We start from the raw sequence: 17,368 nt of genomic DNA, 5'->3' as shown, positions 1-17,368 counted from the left end.
CGAGTCCGGCATGAGCGATTTCACCCAACGTTTTCTGTTCGACGACACCGATGTGCGCGGCGAACTGGTCTCCCTCGGCGAGAGCTACGCCCACGTCCTGGCCAAGCATCCCTACCCGGAGCCGGTCGCCCAACTGCTCGGTGAAATGCTCGCCGCCGCATCCCTGCTGGTCGGCACCCTCAAGTTCGACGGCCTGCTGATCCTGCAGGCGCGTTCCTCCGGCGCGGTTCCGCTGCTGATGGTGGAATGCTCCAGCGACCGCGAGGTGCGCGGCATCGCCCGCTACCACGCCAGCCAGGTCACCCCCGGCGCCGGTCTTCACGAGCTGATGCCCGAAGGCGTGCTGACCCTGACCGTGGACCCGAAGCAGGGCCAGCGCTACCAGGGCATCGTCGCCCTCGAAGGCGCCACGCTGGCGGCAAGCCTTTCGTCCTACTTCGACAATTCCCAGCAGCTGCCCACCCGATTCTGGCTCAACGCCGACGGCCGCAATGCCCGGGGCATGCTGCTCCAGGCCCTGCCCGCCGACCGCCTGAAGGACCCGGAGGCCCGCGAGGCCAGTTGGCAGCACCTGACCACCCTGGCCGACACCCTGACCGCCGAAGAACTGCTCGGCCTGGACAACGAAACCCTGCTGCACCGCCTCTACCACGAGGAAGCGGTGCGCCTGTTCGATCCCCTGGCCATCCATTTCCGTTGCAGCTGCTCGCGCCAGCGCTCCGCCAATGCCCTGGTCAGCCTGGGCAAGGAAGACGCCGAGGCGCTGCTGCAGGAGCACGGTGGCACCGTGGAGATCGACTGCCAGTTCTGCAACCAGCGCTACATCTTCGACGCGGCGGATGTCGCCCAACTGTTCGCCGGTGGTGGCAGCGTGGCACCTTCGCAAACCCGCCACTGAATATGTAGTGTGCCTGCGGGGTCGCTGCGTGACCGGGGTGCGATTATCGGTCATGAATATGCCCGGCTGACAGGAGGTTTCTACCCAAAGCGGGCTTTTCTGGCATAATCGCGCGCACTTTTTTCGCGGTAGGGGGTCGCAATACCCACTACAAATCGTTTGGAGGACTCGGCTTTTCGCCGACGGGGAACCACATGACGCAAGCCAATAACGCCGTGTACACCGATATCAGCGCCGCGCAACTGGTCGAAGAGGCCATCCGCCGTGGCGAGGGTGAACTGGCCGCCAACGGTTCGTTGGTAGTGAAGACTGGTCACCGCACTGGTCGTTCTCCGGCAGATCGTTTCATCGTTCAAGAGCCGAGCACCGAAGCCAAGATCGCCTGGGGCAACATCAACCGTCCCTTCCCGGCGGACAAATTCGATGCACTGTGGGCCCGCGTTGAAGCTTATGTGACCGAACGCGAGCGTTTCGTCTCCCACGTGCACGTCGGTGCCGATCCCGAGCACTACCTGGCCGTCAAGATGACCACCGAGACCGCCTGGCACAACCTGTTCGGCCGTTGCCTGTTCATCAACCCGGAACAGTTCAACCCGCAGTCCCGCCAGGAGTGGCAGATCCTCAACGCGCCGAACTTCGTCTGCGAGCCGGAGCGTGATGGCACCAACTCCGATGGCTGCGTGATCCTCAACTTCGCCGCCAAGAAAGTCCTGATCGCCGGCATGCGCTACGCCGGTGAAATGAAGAAGGCCATGTTCTCCGTGCAGAACTTCCTGCTGCCGGAAAAGGACGTACTGCCGATGCACTGCGCCGCCAACGTGGGCGAAGAGGGCGATACCACCCTGTTCTTCGGCCTGTCCGGCACCGGCAAGACCACCCTGTCCGCCGACCCGAGCCGTTACCTGATCGGTGACGACGAGCACGGCTGGGGCGTGGGCACCGTGTTCAACATCGAAGGCGGCTGCTACGCCAAGTGCATCGACCTGTCCGAGAAAAACGAGCCGGTGATCTGGAAAGCCATCCAGTTCGGCGCCGTGCTGGAAAACGTGGTGCTGAACCCGGAAACCCGCCTGCCCGACTACAGCGATGACAGCCTGACCCAGAACACCCGTGCCGCCTACCCGCTGCACCTGGTGGAGAAGCGCGTCGAGGCCAACCGTGCCGGCGAGCCGAACGCGGTCATCTTCCTGACCTGCGACCTGACCGGCGTGCTGCCGCCCGTTTCCATCCTGAACAACGAGCAGGCTGCCTACCACTTCCTGTCCGGCTACACCGCGCTGGTCGGCTCCACCGAAATGGGTTCCGGCGGTGGCATCAAGTCCACCTTCTCCACCTGCTTCGGCGCACCCTTCTTCCCGCGCCCGGCTGGCGAGTACGCCGAACTGCTGATCAAGCGCATCCAGGGCTTCGGCTCCAAGGTGTACCTGGTCAACACCGGCTGGACCGGCGGTGGCTACGGCGTCGGCAAGCGCTTCAACATCCCGACCACCCGTGGCGTGATCGCTGCCATCCAGAGCGGTGCTCTGATCGGCGCCGAGACCGAGCACCTGGACACCATCAACCTGGACGTGCCGAAGGCCGTTCCTGGCGTCGACACCAACCTGCTCAACCCGCGCAACACCTGGGCTGACAAGGCTGCCTACGACGAAGCTGCCCAGGCCCTGGCCAAGCAGTTCATCGAGAACTTCAAGAAGTTCGAGGTCTCCGACGCCATCAAGAACGCCGGCCCGAAGCTCTAAGCCGCGCCGCGTCCTGACTGAAGAAGCCGCCTCCGGGCGGCTTTTTCATTTCCGGCGCCAGGATCCATCCTATGAAACGTCGTACCGGGTTCAGGCCGTAGGGTGGACATCGCTCTTCATGTCCACCATCGTCGCTACACCGGGCAGCCAATGGTGGACCGGTGGAGCGTGGTCCACCCTACGACACTGATTTCCGGACTTATCCTCCTTCCGCCCAGCCGCGTCTGATGCCGCCTTCATCCATCATCAAGGCCCCCTCAATGGAGTGAGCCCCATGCCCAACACGACCCTTGCTCGCGTATTCGGCTACGACCATTTCCGCCCCGGCCAGGAAGCCGCCATCTCCGCCGTGCTGGCCGGCCGCTCGGCTGCGGCCATCTTTCCCACCGGCTCCGGAAAATCGCTGTGCTACCAGCTGCCGGCCCTGCACCTGCCGCACCTGACCCTGGTGGTGTCGCCGTTGCTGGCGCTGATGCAGGACCAGCTGGCGTTTCTCCATCGCCACGGCATCGCCGCCGCCAGCATCGATTCGGCGCAGAGCCGCGAGGAGGCCGCCGAGGTCATGGCGCGGGCGCGCTCCGGCGAGCTGAAGATCCTGATGATCTCGGTGGAGCGCCTGAAGAATGAACGCTTCCGCAGCTTCATCCAGCAGGTGCCGATTTCCCTGCTGGTGGTGGACGAGGCCCACTGCATCTCCGAATGGGGCCACAACTTCCGCCCCGACTACCTCAAGCTGCCCGAGTACCAGCGCCAGTTCGGCATTCCCCAGGTACTGCTGCTGACCGCCACAGCAACGCCGGCGGTCATCGTCGACATGCAGCGCAAGTTCGCCATCGCCGATGCCGACGTGATCACCACCGGCTTCTACCGCAGCAACCTCAACCTGCTGGTCGAGCCGGTGGCCGGCGAGCACAAGCTGGAGCGCCTGGTGAGTTGGCTGGGGCCGCGCGCGGGGCAGCCGGCCATTGTCTACGTGACCCTGCAGAAGACCGCCGAAGACGTTGCCCGGCGCCTCAGCGAACGCGGCATCGCCGCCAGTGCCTATCACGCCGGCATGGATCATCAAGCGCGGGAGGATTTGCAGCGCCGCTTCATGCACGGCGAGGTGAATGTCATGGTCGCCACCATTGCCTTCGGCATGGGCATCGACAAGGCCGATATCCGTCAGGTGGTGCACTTCGACCTGCCCAAGTCGGTGGAGAACTACAGCCAGGAAATCGGCCGCGCCGGACGCGATGGCCGGCCCTCGGACTGCCTCGTGCTGGCCAACCGCGACAGCCTCAACGTCCTGGAAAATTTCGTTTATGGCGATACCCCGGAGCTGACTGGCATCCGCCAGGTGCTGGAGGAATTGAAGGCGGCGGGGCAGGGGGGAGACCGCTGGGAGCTGATGCTCGGCGCCCTTTCCGACCAGAGCAACATCCGCCAGCTACCGCTCAAGACCCTGCTGGTGCAACTGGAGCTGCGCGGCATCATCGCGCCGCTGTTCGCTTACTTCGCCGAGTATCGCTTCAAGCACCTGCTGGAGCCCGAGGCGCTGATGCAGCAGTTCGAGGGTGAGCGCCGTCAGTTCGTCGAGGCCCTGGTGCGCACCTCCGCCCGCGCGCGCACCTGGTGCACGGTGGATTTCGACCGGCTCTACCGTGAGTACGGCGCCGAGCGCAGCCGCGTGGTGAAGGCCCTGGACTACTTCCAGGAGCGCGGCTGGATCGAGCTGGAAAGCAAGCAGATGACCGAGGTCTACGCCCTGCACAAGCCCGATTTCGACCTTCAGGCGCTGAGCGAAGAGCTGCATCGCTATTTCCGCCAGCACGAGGCGAGCGAAATCGCCCGCATCCAGGCGATGCTGCAGCTTTTCTCCAGCGACCACTGCCTCAGCGCGCGGCTGGCCCATTATTTCGGCGACCACGAGGTGCCGGAGCGCTGCGGCCATTGCTCGGTCTGCCAGGGCCACGTGGCGCGGTTGCCCGCACCGCCGGCGCTGCCTCCCCTGGAGGGGCGGGATTTCGATGCCCTGTGCGGCGCCTTCATCCGTCGTCATGAGGAAGCCAGGGGCGTACCGCCTGGCGCCGAATGCCTGACGCGGTTGCTCTGCGGCATCACCGCGCCGCTCTTCACCCGGATCAAGGCGCGCAGTCTGCCGGGCTTCGCCGCCCTTGAGGCCTATCCTTACACCGAGGTGCGCGATTGGGTGAGTCAACAGCACATCTTGTAGGGGCGAATTCATTCGCCAAGCCCCGTAGGGTGGGCTTCAGCCCACCATCGGAGGTCAGCGAGGGCTAAAGCCCACCCTACAGCTCGGCTGGTAGGCGGGCGAATTCAGATTTTTCGATCGATTGAATCGTTAATCAGTGTTGGTAGCCGATGCGCCGGCTGCTTAGGATGGCGCCACTTTTCAATCCAGCCATTTCCAGGAGCCCCAGATGCATATCGATGAAGCCATCCGCAGCCGCCGCGCCGTCAAGGGTTACGACACCGCCCACAGCCTGACCCGCGAAGAAAAGGACGAGCTGCTGCAACTGGCCTTGTTCGCGCCTACCGCCTTCAACCTGCAGCACGTGCGCCTGGTGGAAGTCAGCGACCCGACCCTGCGCCAGCGCATCCGCGATGTGGCCTGGGACCAGGCCCAGGTGACCGAGGCCTCGATGCTGGTGCTCGTCTGCGCCCGGGTCGATGCCTGGGAACAGGACGCCGCCCGCGTCTGGGCCGAAGCGCCGCAGCCGGTGCAGGACTTCATGGCCGGTGCCATCGACACCTACTACCGTGGCAAGCCCCAGGTGCAGCGCGATGAAGTGATGCGCAGCTGCGGCCTGGTGGCCCAGACCCTGATGCTCGCCGCCCGCGGCAAGGGCCTGGCCAGCTGCCCCATGGACGGTTTTGATTTCGACGCCGTCGCGGACCTGATCCGCCTGCCGGAAAACCACGCCATCGGCCTGATGGTCGCCGTGGGCAAGCAGGCCGTCGAACCCAAGCCGCGCATCGGCAAGCTGGCCTTCGACGAAGCGGTGATCCGCGACCGGTTCTGATGCATTTCGCCGCCGCTGCCTTGCGCAGCGGCGGCGTTTTCATATCCGCCCGATGGCCATCAATCGTTCGATCAGCCCAGTAGGGTGGATAGCGCTTTTCTATCCACCAGCGGAGCCATGCCGAACCGCGATGGTGGACCGGTGAAGCGTGGTCCACCCTACGAAAGCATCTGCCTTCGCGCTGGGCCACGCTCACCAGCAGCGGGTCGCCGGGCAGTTCGCACAGCAGGGCATCCAGCACCCGCAGGAGGTTGAGGTCGAAGTTCGAGATATTCACCAGAGGAATGCGGTCTATCACAAGACTAAATTTCAAAAACAGTACTGGCTTCCTTAAGGTGATCAGCGCTTTTGTCTTCCCGCAAGCACAACAAGCGCGCCATCCATGACCTTGGCGCATTCAACGTCCAGCGCACCTCCCGTCCGCGGTGCGCCCCACAACAAGAAAGGAGGACGCCAGGATGCAACCCTTCAGCTTTGCCACCACCGCGCAGATCCTATGCGAATCGGGTTCGGCCGCGCGTCTGGCCGAGCTTTGTCGCGAACGCGGTGCAAGCCGGGTGCTGATCGTCACGGACCCTGGCATCACCCGCCTCGGCCTGCTCGATGACATCCTTTCCGGCTTCGCCGCTGCCGGCTTGTCCGTTGCCGTCTATGACCAGGTGCAGGCCGATCCACCGGAAGCGGTGGTACTGGAAGCCGTGGAGCTGGCGAAGACGCTGGGCGCCGAACTGGTGGTGGGCTTCGGCGGCGGCAGCTCCATGGACGTGGCCAAGCTGGTGGCGCTGCTGGCGCACCCGGAGTGCCGCCAGGGACTGGCGGATATCTATGGCGTCGGCAACGCTCGGGGCCGGCGCCTGCCGCTGCTGCAGGTGCCGACCACCGCTGGCACCGGCTCCGAGGTGACGCCCATTTCCATCGTCACCACCGGCGAGACCACCAAGCTGGGCGTGGTGTCGCCACTGCTGCTGCCGGACCTGGCGCTGCTGGACGCCGACCTCACCCTCGGCCTGCCGGCGACGGTCACTGCAGCCACCGGCATCGACGCCATGGTCCACGCCATCGAGGCCTACACCAGCCGGTTGAAGAAGAACCCCTTGTCCGATCTGCTGGCGCGCGAGGCCTTGCGCCTGCTGGCGGGCCACCTCGACCGCGTGGTGCACGACGGCCGCGACCGCGGGGCTCGCCAGGCCATGCTGCTGGGCGCCTGCCTGGCCGGCCAGGCCTTCGCCAACGCCCCGGTGGCGGCGGTGCACGCACTGGCCTATCCGCTGGGCGGGCACTTCCACATTCCCCACGGCCTGTCCAACGCTCTGGTGCTGCCCCATGTGCTGGGCTTCAACGCCGAGGTGGCGGCGCCCCTCTATGCCGAACTGGCGCCCCTGGTGCTCGGGCGCAAGCTCAAGCCCGGTAGCGAGGCCCGTATGGCCGAGCAACTGATCGTCGAGCTGGCGGACTTCAGCCAGCGCAGTGGGTTGCCCACACGCCTGCGCGACGCCGGCGTGCCCCAGGCCATGCTGCCGCGCCTGGCCAGCGATGCCATGTTGCAACAGCGCCTGCTGGTGAATAATCCCCGCGAAGTCAGCGAGGCCCAGGCCCTGGCCATCTACCAGGCCGCCTATTGACCCCGCCGGCCGCCGAGAACCGAACCCAAGGACATTCCATGAGCCAACCCCAGCACCTGCGCGGCGATTACCGCCATTTCCAGCCCATCACCACGCGCTGGCACGACAACGACATCTACGGCCATGTGAACAACGTGGTCTATTACGGCTACTTCGACAGCGCGGTGAACGCCTACCTGATCGAACAGGGCGGCCTGGATATCCACGAAGGCGGTGTGGTGGGGTTCGTGGTCAGCTCCTCCTGCGACTACTTCGCCTCCATCGCCTTCCCCGATCGCATCGAAGTGGGCTTGCGGGTCGGCAAGCTGGGCAATAGCTCGGTGCAGTACGAGCTGGCGATCTTCAAGCAAGGGGAAGAAGAGGCCTGCGCCGCAGGGCGCTTCGTGCACGTCTTCGTCGAGCGTGAGAGCAACCGCCCGGTGCCCATTCCCGAAGGGCTGCGGGCGGCGTTGGCGGAGTTGGTGGTTTCGGCCTGAACTCTCTTCCTTGTAGGGGCGAATTCATTCGCCAAGGGCAGCGTAGCTGCCCCCTGATAGGCCGAGAGGCAGACCTGCGGCCTGCATGGCGAATGAATTCGCCCCTACAGACAACTTTCACCCAGTCGACTCGCAATGGCTGAAATGGCGACATCCTTCGGCCCGACCGTCTATCCGCTCTACCCATATCCGGCGCGAATCAGCACAATGCGCGCCAAACCCGAAACGTCCCGACCGGCTGCGAGGTGAAACACCACGCGGCACGGATTTTTCTTTTTCGCTTGATCTGCGGCAGTGAAGGCGGGGCGCCATCGGGATTCAATTTCCACCTGGGGCCGGCCCGTCGTGCGGCCCGAACGTTCAGCGGTACCTGCAATGACCCATGCAAACGGCTCCATCCTGCAACGCTTGAAACGCACCAGCCTGGTGACCCGGATCATCATCGGCCTGATCGCCGGCATCGCCCTCGCCCTGACCGCGCCCGAATACGCCAGCGCCGTCGGCCTGCTCGGCAAGCTGTTCGTCATGGCCCTGAAGGCCGTGGCGCCAGTCCTGGTCTTCGTCCTGGTGATCGCCGCCATCGCCAACCACAAGCCGGGTGAGCGCACCCATATCCGGCCGATCCTGTTTCTCTACCTGATCGGCACCTTCTCCGCTGCCGTGGTCGCGGTGCTGGCCTCCAGCCTGTTCCCCTCGACCATCGCCCTGTCCACCGGCGCTGCCGACCTGGCGCCGCCCGGCAATATCTCCGAAGTCCTGCTCAGCCTGCTGGGCAGCGCCGTGGCCAACCCGGTGACCGCGCTGATGGAAGCCAACTTCATTGGCATCCTGGTCTGGGCCATTGGCCTGGGCATCGCCATTCGCCAGGGCAGCGAAACCACCCGCAACGTGTTCAGCGACCTGTCCCATGGCGTGTCCCTGATCGTTCGCGTGGTGATCAGCTTCGCCCCGCTGGGCATCTTCGGCCTGGTGGCGTCCACCCTCGCGGAGAACGGCGTCGGCGTACTGGCCGACTATGCCCACCTGCTGGCGGTGCTGCTGGGCTGCATGCTGTTCGTGGCCTTCGTGGTCAACCCGCTGATTGTGTTCTGGAAGATCCGCCGCAACCCCTATCCGCTGGTGCTGACCTGCCTGCGCGAGAGCGGCATCACCGCCTTCTTCACCCGCAGCTCGGCGGCCAACATCCCGGTCAACCTGCAACTGTCCGAGAAGCTCGGCCTGCACGAGGACACCTACTCGGTGTCCATTCCCCTGGGCGCCACCATCAACATGGCCGGTGCGGCCATCACCATCACCGTGCTGACCCTGGCGGCGGTGAAGACCCTCGGCATCGCCGTCGACATCCCCACCGCCATCCTGCTCAGCGTGGTGGCCTCGATCTGCGCCTGCGGCGCCTCTGGCGTTGCCGGTGGTTCGCTGCTGCTGATCCCGCTGGCGTGCAGCCTGTTCGGCATTCCCAGCGAAGTGGCGATGCAGGTGGTGGCCGTGGGTTTCATCATCGGCATCCTCCAGGACGCCGCCGAGACCGCGCTGAACTCCTCCACCGACGTGCTCTTCACCGCGGCCGCCTGCATGGCCAGCGGCGACGTCGACGAAGTGCGCGCCGAACAGCTCGGCTGATTCCCGCCCACAACGAAAAAGCCCGGCAGATGCCGGGCTTTTTCATGGGCGCACGCTTAGTCGTGGCGATGCTTGTGGTGACGATGACCGTCGCCCTTGCTCAGCTCGGTGGCGATAGCGCCACCGGCTGCACCGCCCAGGCCGGCGCCGATGGCCGAACCGGTGGAGCCACCCAGCGCGCGACCCGCTACGGAGCCACCTGCCGCACCCAGGCCACCGCCGATGGCGGCCTCGGTTTTGCGACCTTTCTTCGCGGTCATGGCGCTACCGGCCGCACCACCCAGGCCGGCGCCGATGGCCGCGCCAGTGCCGCCGCCAATGGCATTGCCGACGACGTTGCCCAGGGCACCGCCGATACCGCCGCCAATGGCGTTGTTGGTGGTCTCGCCGGCCACGACGGCCTGGGTCGCCAGCAGGCTGAGGGCGAGGGCGGTTACTGCTTTGCGCATCTTGCTAAGTCTCCATTTCAATAAGGAAGTCCATGGTCCCGCGGCTTCTCCGGGGCATCCATGACGCAGGTCGGATTATGGTTTCGGGAGGGGGGCGGCTGTCGCTCGACCAGGCCTCAGCCCGCAGAAAAAACCCGCTGGAAGCGGGCTTTTTCAGTTACTGGCGTTGATCAATCATCGTCATCGTCGTGCCAGCGGTGCTTGTGCTTGCGATGGCCCCAGGCATGGCCGCGGCCGGGGTGATCGCGGTAAGCGCGGCGGTAGTGGCGATGATCGTCATCGTAGTCGTCATCGTCGTAGCGATTCCTGTCGCCGTATTCATTGCCCAGCGCGCCGCCTGCGCCACCGCCCAGGGCTGCGCCGATCAGGCCGCCAGTGGTGCCGCCCATCTGCCGGCCGACGACCTGGCCGCCAGCAGCGCCCAAACCGCCGCCGATCGCGGCTTCAGTACGGTTGCGGCGCGAGGCACCTACTGCACCGCCAGCTGCGCCACCCACACCAGCGCCGATGGCTGCACCGGTGCTGCCGCCGACAGCATTGCCGACCACGGAACCCAGGACCCCGCCCAGCGCGCCGCCAACACCGGCTTCGGTATTGTTGCCTGCGAAGACGCTGCCACTGGCCAGGCCAAGAGACAGAAGAAGGATCGAGGTGTACTTCATGATGAGGATCGCCTCACTGGTTTTGGTGAGGCGATATTTACCGTAGGAATTAACTTACGCAAGTGTCTGGCGACGAAAAACACCAGCTTTTCACATTTTTTTCACTTTCGACTTTGAGGCCGGAACTTTTTTTTTGCTTCACAGTCTGAGCTCTGTTCCAGCCCTCTGCAGCCCTGCCTTTCGGGCTTTTTGCATGCTATCAAAGTGCCGTGAAAGTTTCGTTTTCGTTGGGACTTTATATAGCGTTTAAAGCGATGTTTCAAATTGTTTCGTGGAAATAAAGTTCCTCGAAACAAAGTTCCATTATTTCCATTAAAAGTTTATTGCCGTTGTTATTCATATGTAGGGTGCGCCGTGCGCACCGGATATCCGGTGCGCGCAGGCCGTAGGGTGGACCACGCTCCACCGGTCCACCTTTCGGGATTCGGCCGGGCCCTGTTGGTGGATGTAAAGAGCGACATCCACCCTACCGTTCGGTTCAGCGCGGTGGCGGGCCGCACCCTCAGAGGATGCGGCCGTTGTCGCGTGAGGCTTCGAGGCGGATGGCGACGAATTTCGAGGTGGGGGTGTAGCTGCCGTCGCCGTAGCTTTCCAGCGGCACCAGCGGGTTGGTTTCCGGGTAGTAGGCGGCGGCCTGGCCGGCGGGAATATCGAAGGCCAGCAGGCTGAAGCCCGATACGCGCCGCTCCACGCCATCGTCCCAGAGCGTCACCATGTCCACCTTCTGCCCCGGCTCGAAGCCCAGGCGGCGGATGTCCGCCTCGTTGGCGAAGACCACCTCGCGCTGGCCGCGCACGCCGCGGTAGCGATCGTCCAGGCCGTAGATGGTGGTGTTGTACTGGTCGTGGGAGCGCAGCGTCTGCAGGATCAGGTGCGGCGTTTCACCGGTGCTGCGAACCTTCTCGTGGAGCAGGTCCGCCGGCAGCGGGCTGGCCGTGAAGTTGGCGCGACCGCTCGCGGTGCTCCATTCCCGCGCGTTCGCGGTGTTGCCGAGGTAGAACCCCCCTGGATGCTGCACGCGGCGATTGAAATCGTCGAAGCCCGGGATGGTGTCGGCGATCAGCTCGCGGATGCGGTCGTAGTTGGCCACCATGGCGTCCCAATCCACTGGGTGATTGCCCAGGGTGGCCTTGGCGATGCCGGCGATGACCGCCGGTTCCGAACGCATTTCCCGGGAAGAGGGCTCCAGCTGGCCGTAGGACGCGTGGATCATGCTGAAGGAATCTTCCACCGTCACCGCCTGCGGCCCTTCGGCCTGGCGATCGATATCGGTGCGGCCGAGGCATGGCAGGATCAGCGCATCGTGGCCGACGGTCAGGTGGCTGCGGTTGAGCTTGGTGCTGATCTGCACCGTCAGCGCACAGTTCTGCAGCGCCGCGTGGGTGCGCGGGCTGTCCGGGGTGGCTTGGGCGAAGTTGCCGCCCAGACCGATGAAGACCTTGGCCTCGCCTTCCTGCATGGCGTTGATCGCTTCCACCGTGTTGTGGCCGTTCTCCCGTGGCACCTTGAAGCCGAAGCGCTTCTCCAGCGCATCCAGCAGCGCCGCCGGCGGGCGGTCGTTGATGCCCATGGTGCGGTCGCCCTGCACGTTGCTGTGGCCGCGCACCGGGCAGAGGCCGGCGCCGGGGCGGCCGACGTTGCCGCGCAGCAATTGCAGGTTGACGATTTCCTGGATGGTCGGCACCGAGTGGCGGTGCTGGGTGATGCCCATGGCCCAGCAGATGATCACGCTGCCGGCGTCGCGATAGATGCGCGCGGCGGTTTTTACCTCATCCAGGGTCAGGCCGGATTGCTCTTCGATCTGTGCCCAGGAAGTGGCATCCAGTTCTGCCAGGTAGGCGTCGACGCCGTCGGTGTGTTCGGCGATGAAGGCGTGGTCGAACACCGGCGCCTCGCCCTTGCCCTCCGCTTCCCGTTCCCACTGCAGGAGGAACTTGGCGATGCCGCGGATGGCCGCCATGTCGCCGCCCAGGGCCGGGCGGAAGAACGCGGTGTTCAGCGGACGCGAGCCGTTGCTGAGCATCTCCAGGGCGTGTTGCGGGTGCTGGAAACGCTCCAGGCCGCGTTCTTTCAATGGGTTGAAGCAGACCACCTGGGCACCGCGCTTCACCGCCTCGCGCAGCGGTTCGAGCATGCGCGGGTGGTTGGTGCCGGGATTCTGGCCGAGCACGAAGATGGCATCGGCGTGTTCGAAGTCGTGGAAGGTCACGCTGCCCTTGCCCACCCCCAGGCTCTGGCCCAGGGCCACGCCGCTGGCCTCGTGGCACATGTTCGAGCAGTCGGGGAAGTTGTTGGTGCCGAAGGCGCGGACGAACAACTGGTAGAGATAGGCCGCCTCGTTGCTGGCCCGGCCGGAGGTGTAGAACTCGGCCTGGTGCGGGCTTTCCAGGTTGCGCAGATGGCGCGCCACCGTGGCGAAGGCATGCTCCCAGCTGACCGGCACGTAGTGGTCGGTCTGGCGGTCATAGCGCATGGGCTGGGTCAGGCGTCCCTGGTATTCGAGCCAGTAGTCGCTCTGCTGGCGCAACTGGCTGACGCTGTAGCGGGCGAAGAAGGCGGCGTCCACCCGGCGTTTGGTGGCCTCCCAGTTGACCGCCTTGGCGCCGTTCTCGCAGAACTTGATGCGGCCGTCCTCGGGGGAGTCGCCCCAGGCGCAGCCGGGGCAGTCGAAGCCGCCGTTCTGGTTGGTCTTGAGCAGGGCGCGGAGGTTCTTGAACGGCTGTTTGCTGTCCAGCCAGAAGCGGGTGACGCTTTTCAGCGCACCCCAGCCGGCCGCGGCGCCCTTGTAGGGTTTGTAGCGGGGTTGTACGGGTTGCAGGCTCATTCGGTGGGGGCTTTCGGTTGCGGCGCCGGGCTGTAGACCCGTGGGGCGCTGTGGTGGGGCAGATGGATGAGGTTGAGGTGGTGCCGGCGCGCCCATTCCACCGTCAGGGTGGTGGGGGCGGAGAGGCTGACCAGGGTCGACAGGCCGGCGCGCACCGCCTTGTGGATAAGTTCCAGGCTGCAGCGGCTGGTGACCACGGCGAAACCTTCGCGCGGGTCCAGGCCTTGGCGCAGCAGGGCGCCGATCAGCTTGTCGAGGGCGTTGTGGCGGCCGATGTCTTCGCGGCACAGGCGCAGCTCGCCGCGGGCATCGACGAAGAGCGCGGCGTGCAGGGCGCCACTGCGCCGGGCCAGTTCCTGGGCTTCATTGATGCGCTGGCGCAGGTCGACGAAATGCTCGGCGGGCGGCAGCGGGGCCGGGGCCAGGGAACGCAGTTCCGGCAGCGCCTGTTCCAGCGCTTCCACGCCGCAGAGACCGCAGCCGGTGGTGCCGGCGAGGTTGCGGCGCTGCTCCTTGAAGGACCAGAAAGCGCGGTTGCCGATGTCCACTTCGGCATGCAGGGCGATGCCTTCGCCTTCGAGCTGGATGTCATAGATCTCGTCGATTGACTGCACCACGGCGCTGCTCAGGCTGAAGCCGGCGACGAAGTCTTCCAGGGCGCTGGGTGACACCATCATCACCGCGTAGCTGATGCCGTTGTAGGAAATGGCCAGGGCGCATTCTTCGGCCAGCACGGCGTCTTCCACGCGCGCACCGCCGTCCAGCTCGGCATAGGTGTAGCCGGCCGGTGCGGGTGGGTTATCCACAGATTCGAGATGGCGCTTGGCGTCTGGGCGTGACATGGAACTGCCCCTGCGACGGATTGACTCAGCCATCCTAGGCCCGCTTGGCACGGGCGTCTAATCGCTATTCCCGATGCACCGATCGAGCGCGTTTATCAAGAGGCCGAATCGCGCTCCAGCAGGGCCTTCGCCTCGGAAAAGCAGGCATCCGCCAGCGCCGAGCGGGGCGCACTGCGACGCAGGATCAGGCCCAGGGGAGCGAGGGTGCGGGCATCTTCGATGGGGGTAAGCGCCAGGTGCTCGGTGAAGTCATCGAGGCCGCTGTCCAGCGGCATGATGGCGCAGCACAGGCCGGCGCTGACGGCCCGCAGCAGCTGGTGCACGGCGTCGGTTTCCAGCCGTGGCTGGGGCGACAGGCCACGGCTGCGGAAGCCGTGGTCGATGGACTGGCGGAAATGCATGCCGCTGGAGAGCAGGCCCAGGGGCAGGTCCACCAGGCTTTCCCAGGACAGTGCCGGGGTGTCGAAGCTGAAGTGGCGGCGGTCGTGCAACAGGCCCATGCGCGTCTGCGCCAGTTTCAGGCTCTCGAAATGTTCGTGGTCGAGGCGGTCCAGGTAGGACAGGCCGAGGTCCAGCTGGTTGCGCGCCAGGCCTTCGAGGATCTGTTCGGAACTCAGCGAGAACAACTGGAAGCGCAGGTTCGGGTGGGGGATGGAAAAGGCTTCCACCAGGCGCATCGGGTCGAAGCCGGCGAGCGGCACCATCCCCAGGCGCAAGGTGCCCACCAACTGGCCGCGGCAGGCTGCCGCCTCGGCGTAGAGACCATCGTGGGCCGCCAGCAGAGTGCGGGCCCAGGCCAGCACGCGCTCACCGGCGTCGGTGAAACCCTCGAAGCGCTGGCCGCGGATCACCAGGTCCAGGCCCAGCTCCTCTTCCAGGCTGCGCAGGCGCATGGACAGCGTCGGCTGGGTGACGTGACAGCGCGCGGCGGCCTGGCCGAAGTGGCGTGTCTCTTCCAGCGCGAGGAGGAATTTCAGCTGCTTGATGTCCATGGTGGTTCCTCCGCAGGTAGGTTCAGAGTCCCTGGATCAGTGTGCGATAGCACTCCACCGCGGTGAAGTCCTCGGTGTCCTTCGGCCCCTTGCGGCTGTCCGGCTCGCGCACCGCCAGCAGTTGGGCGACGCCGTAACGCCGCGCACTGCGCAGGATCGGCAGGCTGTCGTCGATGAACAGGCTGCGTGCCGGGTCGAAGCCGAAGTCGTGCTGCAGTGCCTGCCAGAACTGCTGGTCTTCCTTGGGGTAGCCGTAGTCGTGGGAGCTGATCAGGCGGTCGAACCAGGGCGCCAGGTGGACCCGCTCCATCTTCAGCGACAGCGAGTCGCGGTGGGCGTTGGTGATCAGCGCCACGCGCTTGCCGGAGCGGCGCAGGGCGGCGAGGAAGAGGTCGGCGTCCGGGCGCAGGGCGATCAGGTGCGCCACCTCGCGCTTGAGATCGCGGATCGACAGGCGCAGTTCGCGGCTCCAGAAATCCGTGCAGTACCAGTTCAGTTGCCCGGCGTTGTCGCGGAACAGCGGCAGCAGCTCGGCGTCGGCCAGTTCGCGGCTGATACCGTGGTGCTCGGCGTAGCGCTGCGGCAGGTACTCCATCCAGAAGTGGTTGTCGAAGTGCAGGTCGAGCAGGGTACCGTCCATGTCGAGCAGGACGGTATCGATTTCGGTCCAGGGCAGTTGTGGCATGGGGCGGCGTCGGTCGTCTGGGGAGTGTTGTCGCCATTGCACTGTTGGTCGTCGCTGGCATGCAATCTCCAGCGGGGACATTCGGCAAAGGCGGGGTATGATAACCCGCCGGTCATGCCAAGGAGTCCGTTATGCGTCAGAAGCCCACGGTGCTCGCTCGCGAAATCGTCGCCAGCAGCCGCCTGTTCCGTGTCGAAGAGCTGCAGTTGCGCTTCGCCAATGGCGTCGAACGCACCTATGAACGTCTGGTGGGCAAGGGCTCCGGCTACGGCGCGGTGATGGTGGTGGCCATGGCCGACGCCGAGCATGTGCTGCTGGTGGAGGAATACTGCGCCGGCACCGACGACTACCAGCTGTCCCTGCCCAAGGGGCTGATCGAGCCGGGTGAAGATGTGCTCGCCGCCGCCAACCGCGAACTCAAGGAAGAGGCCGGGTTCGGGGCGCGTCAGTTGGAGCACCTCACCGAACTGTCCCTGTCCCCCGGCTACATGAGCCAGAAGATCCAGGTGGTGCTGGCCCGCGACCTCTATGAGGAGAGCCTGCCGGGCGATGAGCCCGAACCGCTGCGGGTCGACCGCATCAGCCTGCGCGAGCTGTCCAGCCTCGCCCAGCATCAGCAGTTCAGCGAGGGCCGTGCCCTGGCGGCGCTCTACCTGACCCGTGACCTCCTGACCCAGCGCGGGGAGTACCAACCGTGAGCCATCCCCTGCTACCCGCCGTGATCGACCTGGTGCACCAGGCCGGCGACGTGATCCTGCCCTTCTGGCGCGGCGAACTGACCGTCAACGAAAAGGCCGACGCCTCGCCGGTCACCGCCGCCGACCTGGCGGCGCACCAGGTGCTGGCCAGCGGACTGGCGGCCCTGGATGCGAGCATTCCGGTGCTGTCCGAGGAAGCCGCCGACATCCCGCTGGCCGAGCGCGCCGGCTGGCAGCGCTGGTGGCTGGTGGACCCGCTGGATGGCACCAAGGAGTTCATCGCCGGCAGCGAGGAGTTCACCGTCAACGTGGCGTTGGTGGAGGCCGGCCGCGTGGTGTTCGGCGTGGTCGGCATGCCGGTGGGCGGGCGCTGCTATTACGGCGGTACCGGCCTGGGCGGCTGGCGCCTGGACGTCGGCGGCGCCCCCGAGGAGATCAGTGTGCGCATCGCCCCGGACGAGGCCTTTACCGTAGTCGCCAGCAAGCGTCATACGAGCCCGGCCCAGGAGCGCCTGCTCGCCTGGCTGGGCGAGCGTTTCGGAGACCTGGACCTGGCCAACATCGGCAGCTCGCTGAAGTTCTGCCTGCTGGCCGAGGGTTCGGCCGATTGCTATCCGCGCCTGGCCCCCACTTCCCAGTGGGACACCGCTGCGGCCCAGGGCGTGCTCGAAGGCGCCGGCGGCGAGGTGCTGAGCCTCTCTGGCACGGCCCTGACCTACGAAGCCCGCGCGGACTTCCTCAACCCGTCCTTCCTCGCCTTGCCGGTGGCCGCCGAGTGGCGAGCGGAGCTGATCCAGCTGGCGCGCGCGTTGGACTGAACAACGAGCAATGAAAA

15 protein-coding genes are annotated in these 17,368 nt (G+C 65.7%); 9 read left to right on the top strand and 6 right to left on the bottom strand.

The genetic code is table 11. The annotated features are described in order from the left end of the window. Window positions 1-10 precede the first annotated feature (10 nt). The 7 genes from hslO to sstT all read left to right on the top strand — a co-directional run bounded on the left by hslO (window position 11) and on the right by sstT (window position 9,381). The gene (hslO, locus tag ACFW0H_RS23315; protein WP_422916225.1) at window positions 11-898 is read left to right on the top strand and encodes an Hsp33 family molecular chaperone HslO; all 888 of its coding nucleotides are present in this window, start codon (window positions 11-13) and stop codon (window positions 896-898) included. Window positions 899-1,092: 194 nt separating this feature from the next. Continuing rightward, complete coding sequence (locus ACFW0H_RS23310; RefSeq protein ID WP_422916224.1) at window positions 1,093-2,637, top strand: phosphoenolpyruvate carboxykinase; 1,545 nt, start codon at window positions 1,093-1,095, stop codon at window positions 2,635-2,637. A gap of 274 nt (window positions 2,638-2,911) precedes the next feature. After that, the gene (locus ACFW0H_RS23305; protein WP_422916223.1) at window positions 2,912-4,852 is read left to right on the top strand and encodes a RecQ family ATP-dependent DNA helicase; all 1,941 of its coding nucleotides are present in this window, start codon (window positions 2,912-2,914) and stop codon (window positions 4,850-4,852) included. Window positions 4,853-5,060: 208 nt separating this feature from the next. Beyond that, window positions 5,061-5,663 carry a nitroreductase family protein gene (locus ACFW0H_RS23300; protein ID WP_422916222.1) on the top strand — a complete coding sequence of 201 codons (603 nt, stop codon included), beginning with the start codon at window positions 5,061-5,063 and terminating at the stop codon, window positions 5,661-5,663. A 458-nt stretch (window positions 5,664-6,121) separates the two neighbouring features. Continuing rightward, window positions 6,122-7,285: an iron-containing alcohol dehydrogenase gene (locus ACFW0H_RS23295; protein ID WP_422916221.1), complete on the top strand. Its 1,164-nt coding sequence runs from the start codon at window positions 6,122-6,124 to the stop codon at window positions 7,283-7,285. Window positions 7,286-7,323: 38 nt separating this feature from the next. After that, window positions 7,324-7,761: an acyl-CoA thioesterase gene (locus ACFW0H_RS23290; protein WP_422916220.1), complete on the top strand. Its 438-nt coding sequence runs from the start codon at window positions 7,324-7,326 to the stop codon at window positions 7,759-7,761. Window positions 7,762-8,136: 375 nt separating this feature from the next. Continuing rightward, window positions 8,137-9,381 (top strand): serine/threonine transporter SstT, encoded by a 1,245-nt coding sequence (sstT, locus tag ACFW0H_RS23285; protein WP_422916219.1) that lies wholly within the window; start codon window positions 8,137-8,139, stop codon window positions 9,379-9,381. A gap of 56 nt (window positions 9,382-9,437) precedes the next feature. Here sstT and ACFW0H_RS23280 read toward each other — a convergent pair whose 3' ends face one another. The 6 genes from ACFW0H_RS23280 to yrfG all read right to left on the bottom strand — a co-directional run bounded on the left by ACFW0H_RS23280 (window position 9,438) and on the right by yrfG (window position 15,835). Next, entirely contained in the window at window positions 9,438-9,830 is a 393-nt protein-coding gene (locus tag ACFW0H_RS23280; protein WP_422916218.1) for a hypothetical protein, read from the bottom strand. Between the two features lie 170 nt (window positions 9,831-10,000). Next, entirely contained in the window at window positions 10,001-10,492 is a 492-nt protein-coding gene (locus ACFW0H_RS23275; RefSeq protein ID WP_422916217.1) for a hypothetical protein, read from the bottom strand. Window positions 10,493-10,994: 502 nt separating this feature from the next. Next, window positions 10,995-13,316, bottom strand: a complete 2,322-nt coding sequence (locus tag ACFW0H_RS23270) for an FdhF/YdeP family oxidoreductase (protein WP_422916216.1) — start codon at window positions 13,314-13,316, stop codon at window positions 10,995-10,997. Next, a complete protein-coding gene (fdhD, locus tag ACFW0H_RS23265; protein ID WP_422916215.1) occupies window positions 13,313-14,158 on the bottom strand; it encodes a formate dehydrogenase accessory sulfurtransferase FdhD in 846 nt (281 codons plus the stop codon). Before fdhD ends, ACFW0H_RS23270 begins: the two co-directional genes overlap by 4 nt. 95 nt (window positions 14,159-14,253) lie before the next feature. Continuing rightward, window positions 14,254-15,150 carry a LysR family transcriptional regulator gene (locus ACFW0H_RS23260; protein WP_422916214.1) on the bottom strand — a complete coding sequence of 299 codons (897 nt, stop codon included), beginning with the start codon at window positions 15,148-15,150 and terminating at the stop codon, window positions 14,254-14,256. 22 nt (window positions 15,151-15,172) lie between these two features. Continuing rightward, the gene (gene yrfG, locus ACFW0H_RS23255; protein ID WP_422916213.1) at window positions 15,173-15,835 is read right to left on the bottom strand and encodes a GMP/IMP nucleotidase; all 663 of its coding nucleotides are present in this window, start codon (window positions 15,833-15,835) and stop codon (window positions 15,173-15,175) included. A 131-nt stretch (window positions 15,836-15,966) separates the two neighbouring features. Here yrfG and nudE point away from each other — a divergent pair, with 131 nt between their 5' ends. Both nudE and cysQ read left to right on the top strand, forming a co-directional pair. Continuing rightward, complete coding sequence (gene nudE / locus ACFW0H_RS23250) at window positions 15,967-16,533, top strand: ADP compounds hydrolase NudE (protein ID WP_280377098.1); 567 nt, start codon at window positions 15,967-15,969, stop codon at window positions 16,531-16,533. Next, entirely contained in the window at window positions 16,530-17,351 is an 822-nt protein-coding gene (gene cysQ / locus ACFW0H_RS23245) for a 3'(2'),5'-bisphosphate nucleotidase CysQ (RefSeq protein WP_422916212.1), read from the top strand. Before nudE ends, cysQ begins: the two co-directional genes overlap by 4 nt. The last annotated feature ends 17 nt before the right edge of the window (window positions 17,352-17,368 follow it).

The sequence above is a fragment of the Metapseudomonas cellulosilytica genome (genome assembly GCF_049334135.1).
Taxonomy (GTDB): Bacteria; Pseudomonadota; Gammaproteobacteria; order Pseudomonadales; family Pseudomonadaceae; genus Metapseudomonas.
The sequence above is the reverse complement of the archived record's forward strand: the minus strand, read 5'-3'. Positions and strand labels throughout refer to the sequence as shown.

Excerpts from the sequence above, each read along its gene's own strand:
- hslO (WP_422916225.1), top strand. The coding sequence starts at position 11 with ATGAGCGATTTCACCCAACGTTTTCTGTTCGACGACACCGATGTGCGC.
- ACFW0H_RS23310 (WP_422916224.1), top strand. The coding sequence starts at position 1,093 with ATGACGCAAGCCAATAACGCCGTGTACACCGATATCAGCGCCGCGCAA.
- ACFW0H_RS23305 (WP_422916223.1), top strand. The coding sequence starts at position 2,912 with ATGCCCAACACGACCCTTGCTCGCGTATTCGGCTACGACCATTTCCGC.
- ACFW0H_RS23300 (WP_422916222.1), top strand. The coding sequence starts at position 5,061 with ATGCATATCGATGAAGCCATCCGCAGCCGCCGCGCCGTCAAGGGTTAC.
- ACFW0H_RS23295 (WP_422916221.1), top strand. The coding sequence starts at position 6,122 with ATGCAACCCTTCAGCTTTGCCACCACCGCGCAGATCCTATGCGAATCG.
- ACFW0H_RS23290 (WP_422916220.1), top strand. The coding sequence starts at position 7,324 with ATGAGCCAACCCCAGCACCTGCGCGGCGATTACCGCCATTTCCAGCCC.
- sstT (WP_422916219.1), top strand. The coding sequence starts at position 8,137 with ATGACCCATGCAAACGGCTCCATCCTGCAACGCTTGAAACGCACCAGC.
- ACFW0H_RS23280 (WP_422916218.1), bottom strand. The coding sequence starts at position 9,830 with ATGCGCAAAGCAGTAACCGCCCTCGCCCTCAGCCTGCTGGCGACCCAG.
- ACFW0H_RS23275 (WP_422916217.1), bottom strand. The coding sequence starts at position 10,492 with ATGAAGTACACCTCGATCCTTCTTCTGTCTCTTGGCCTGGCCAGTGGC.
- ACFW0H_RS23270 (WP_422916216.1), bottom strand. The coding sequence starts at position 13,316 with ATGAGCCTGCAACCCGTACAACCCCGCTACAAACCCTACAAGGGCGCC.
- fdhD (WP_422916215.1), bottom strand. The coding sequence starts at position 14,158 with ATGTCACGCCCAGACGCCAAGCGCCATCTCGAATCTGTGGATAACCCA.
- ACFW0H_RS23260 (WP_422916214.1), bottom strand. The coding sequence starts at position 15,150 with ATGGACATCAAGCAGCTGAAATTCCTCCTCGCGCTGGAAGAGACACGC.
- yrfG (WP_422916213.1), bottom strand. The coding sequence starts at position 15,835 with ATGCCACAACTGCCCTGGACCGAAATCGATACCGTCCTGCTCGACATG.
- nudE (WP_280377098.1), top strand. The coding sequence starts at position 15,967 with ATGCGTCAGAAGCCCACGGTGCTCGCTCGCGAAATCGTCGCCAGCAGC.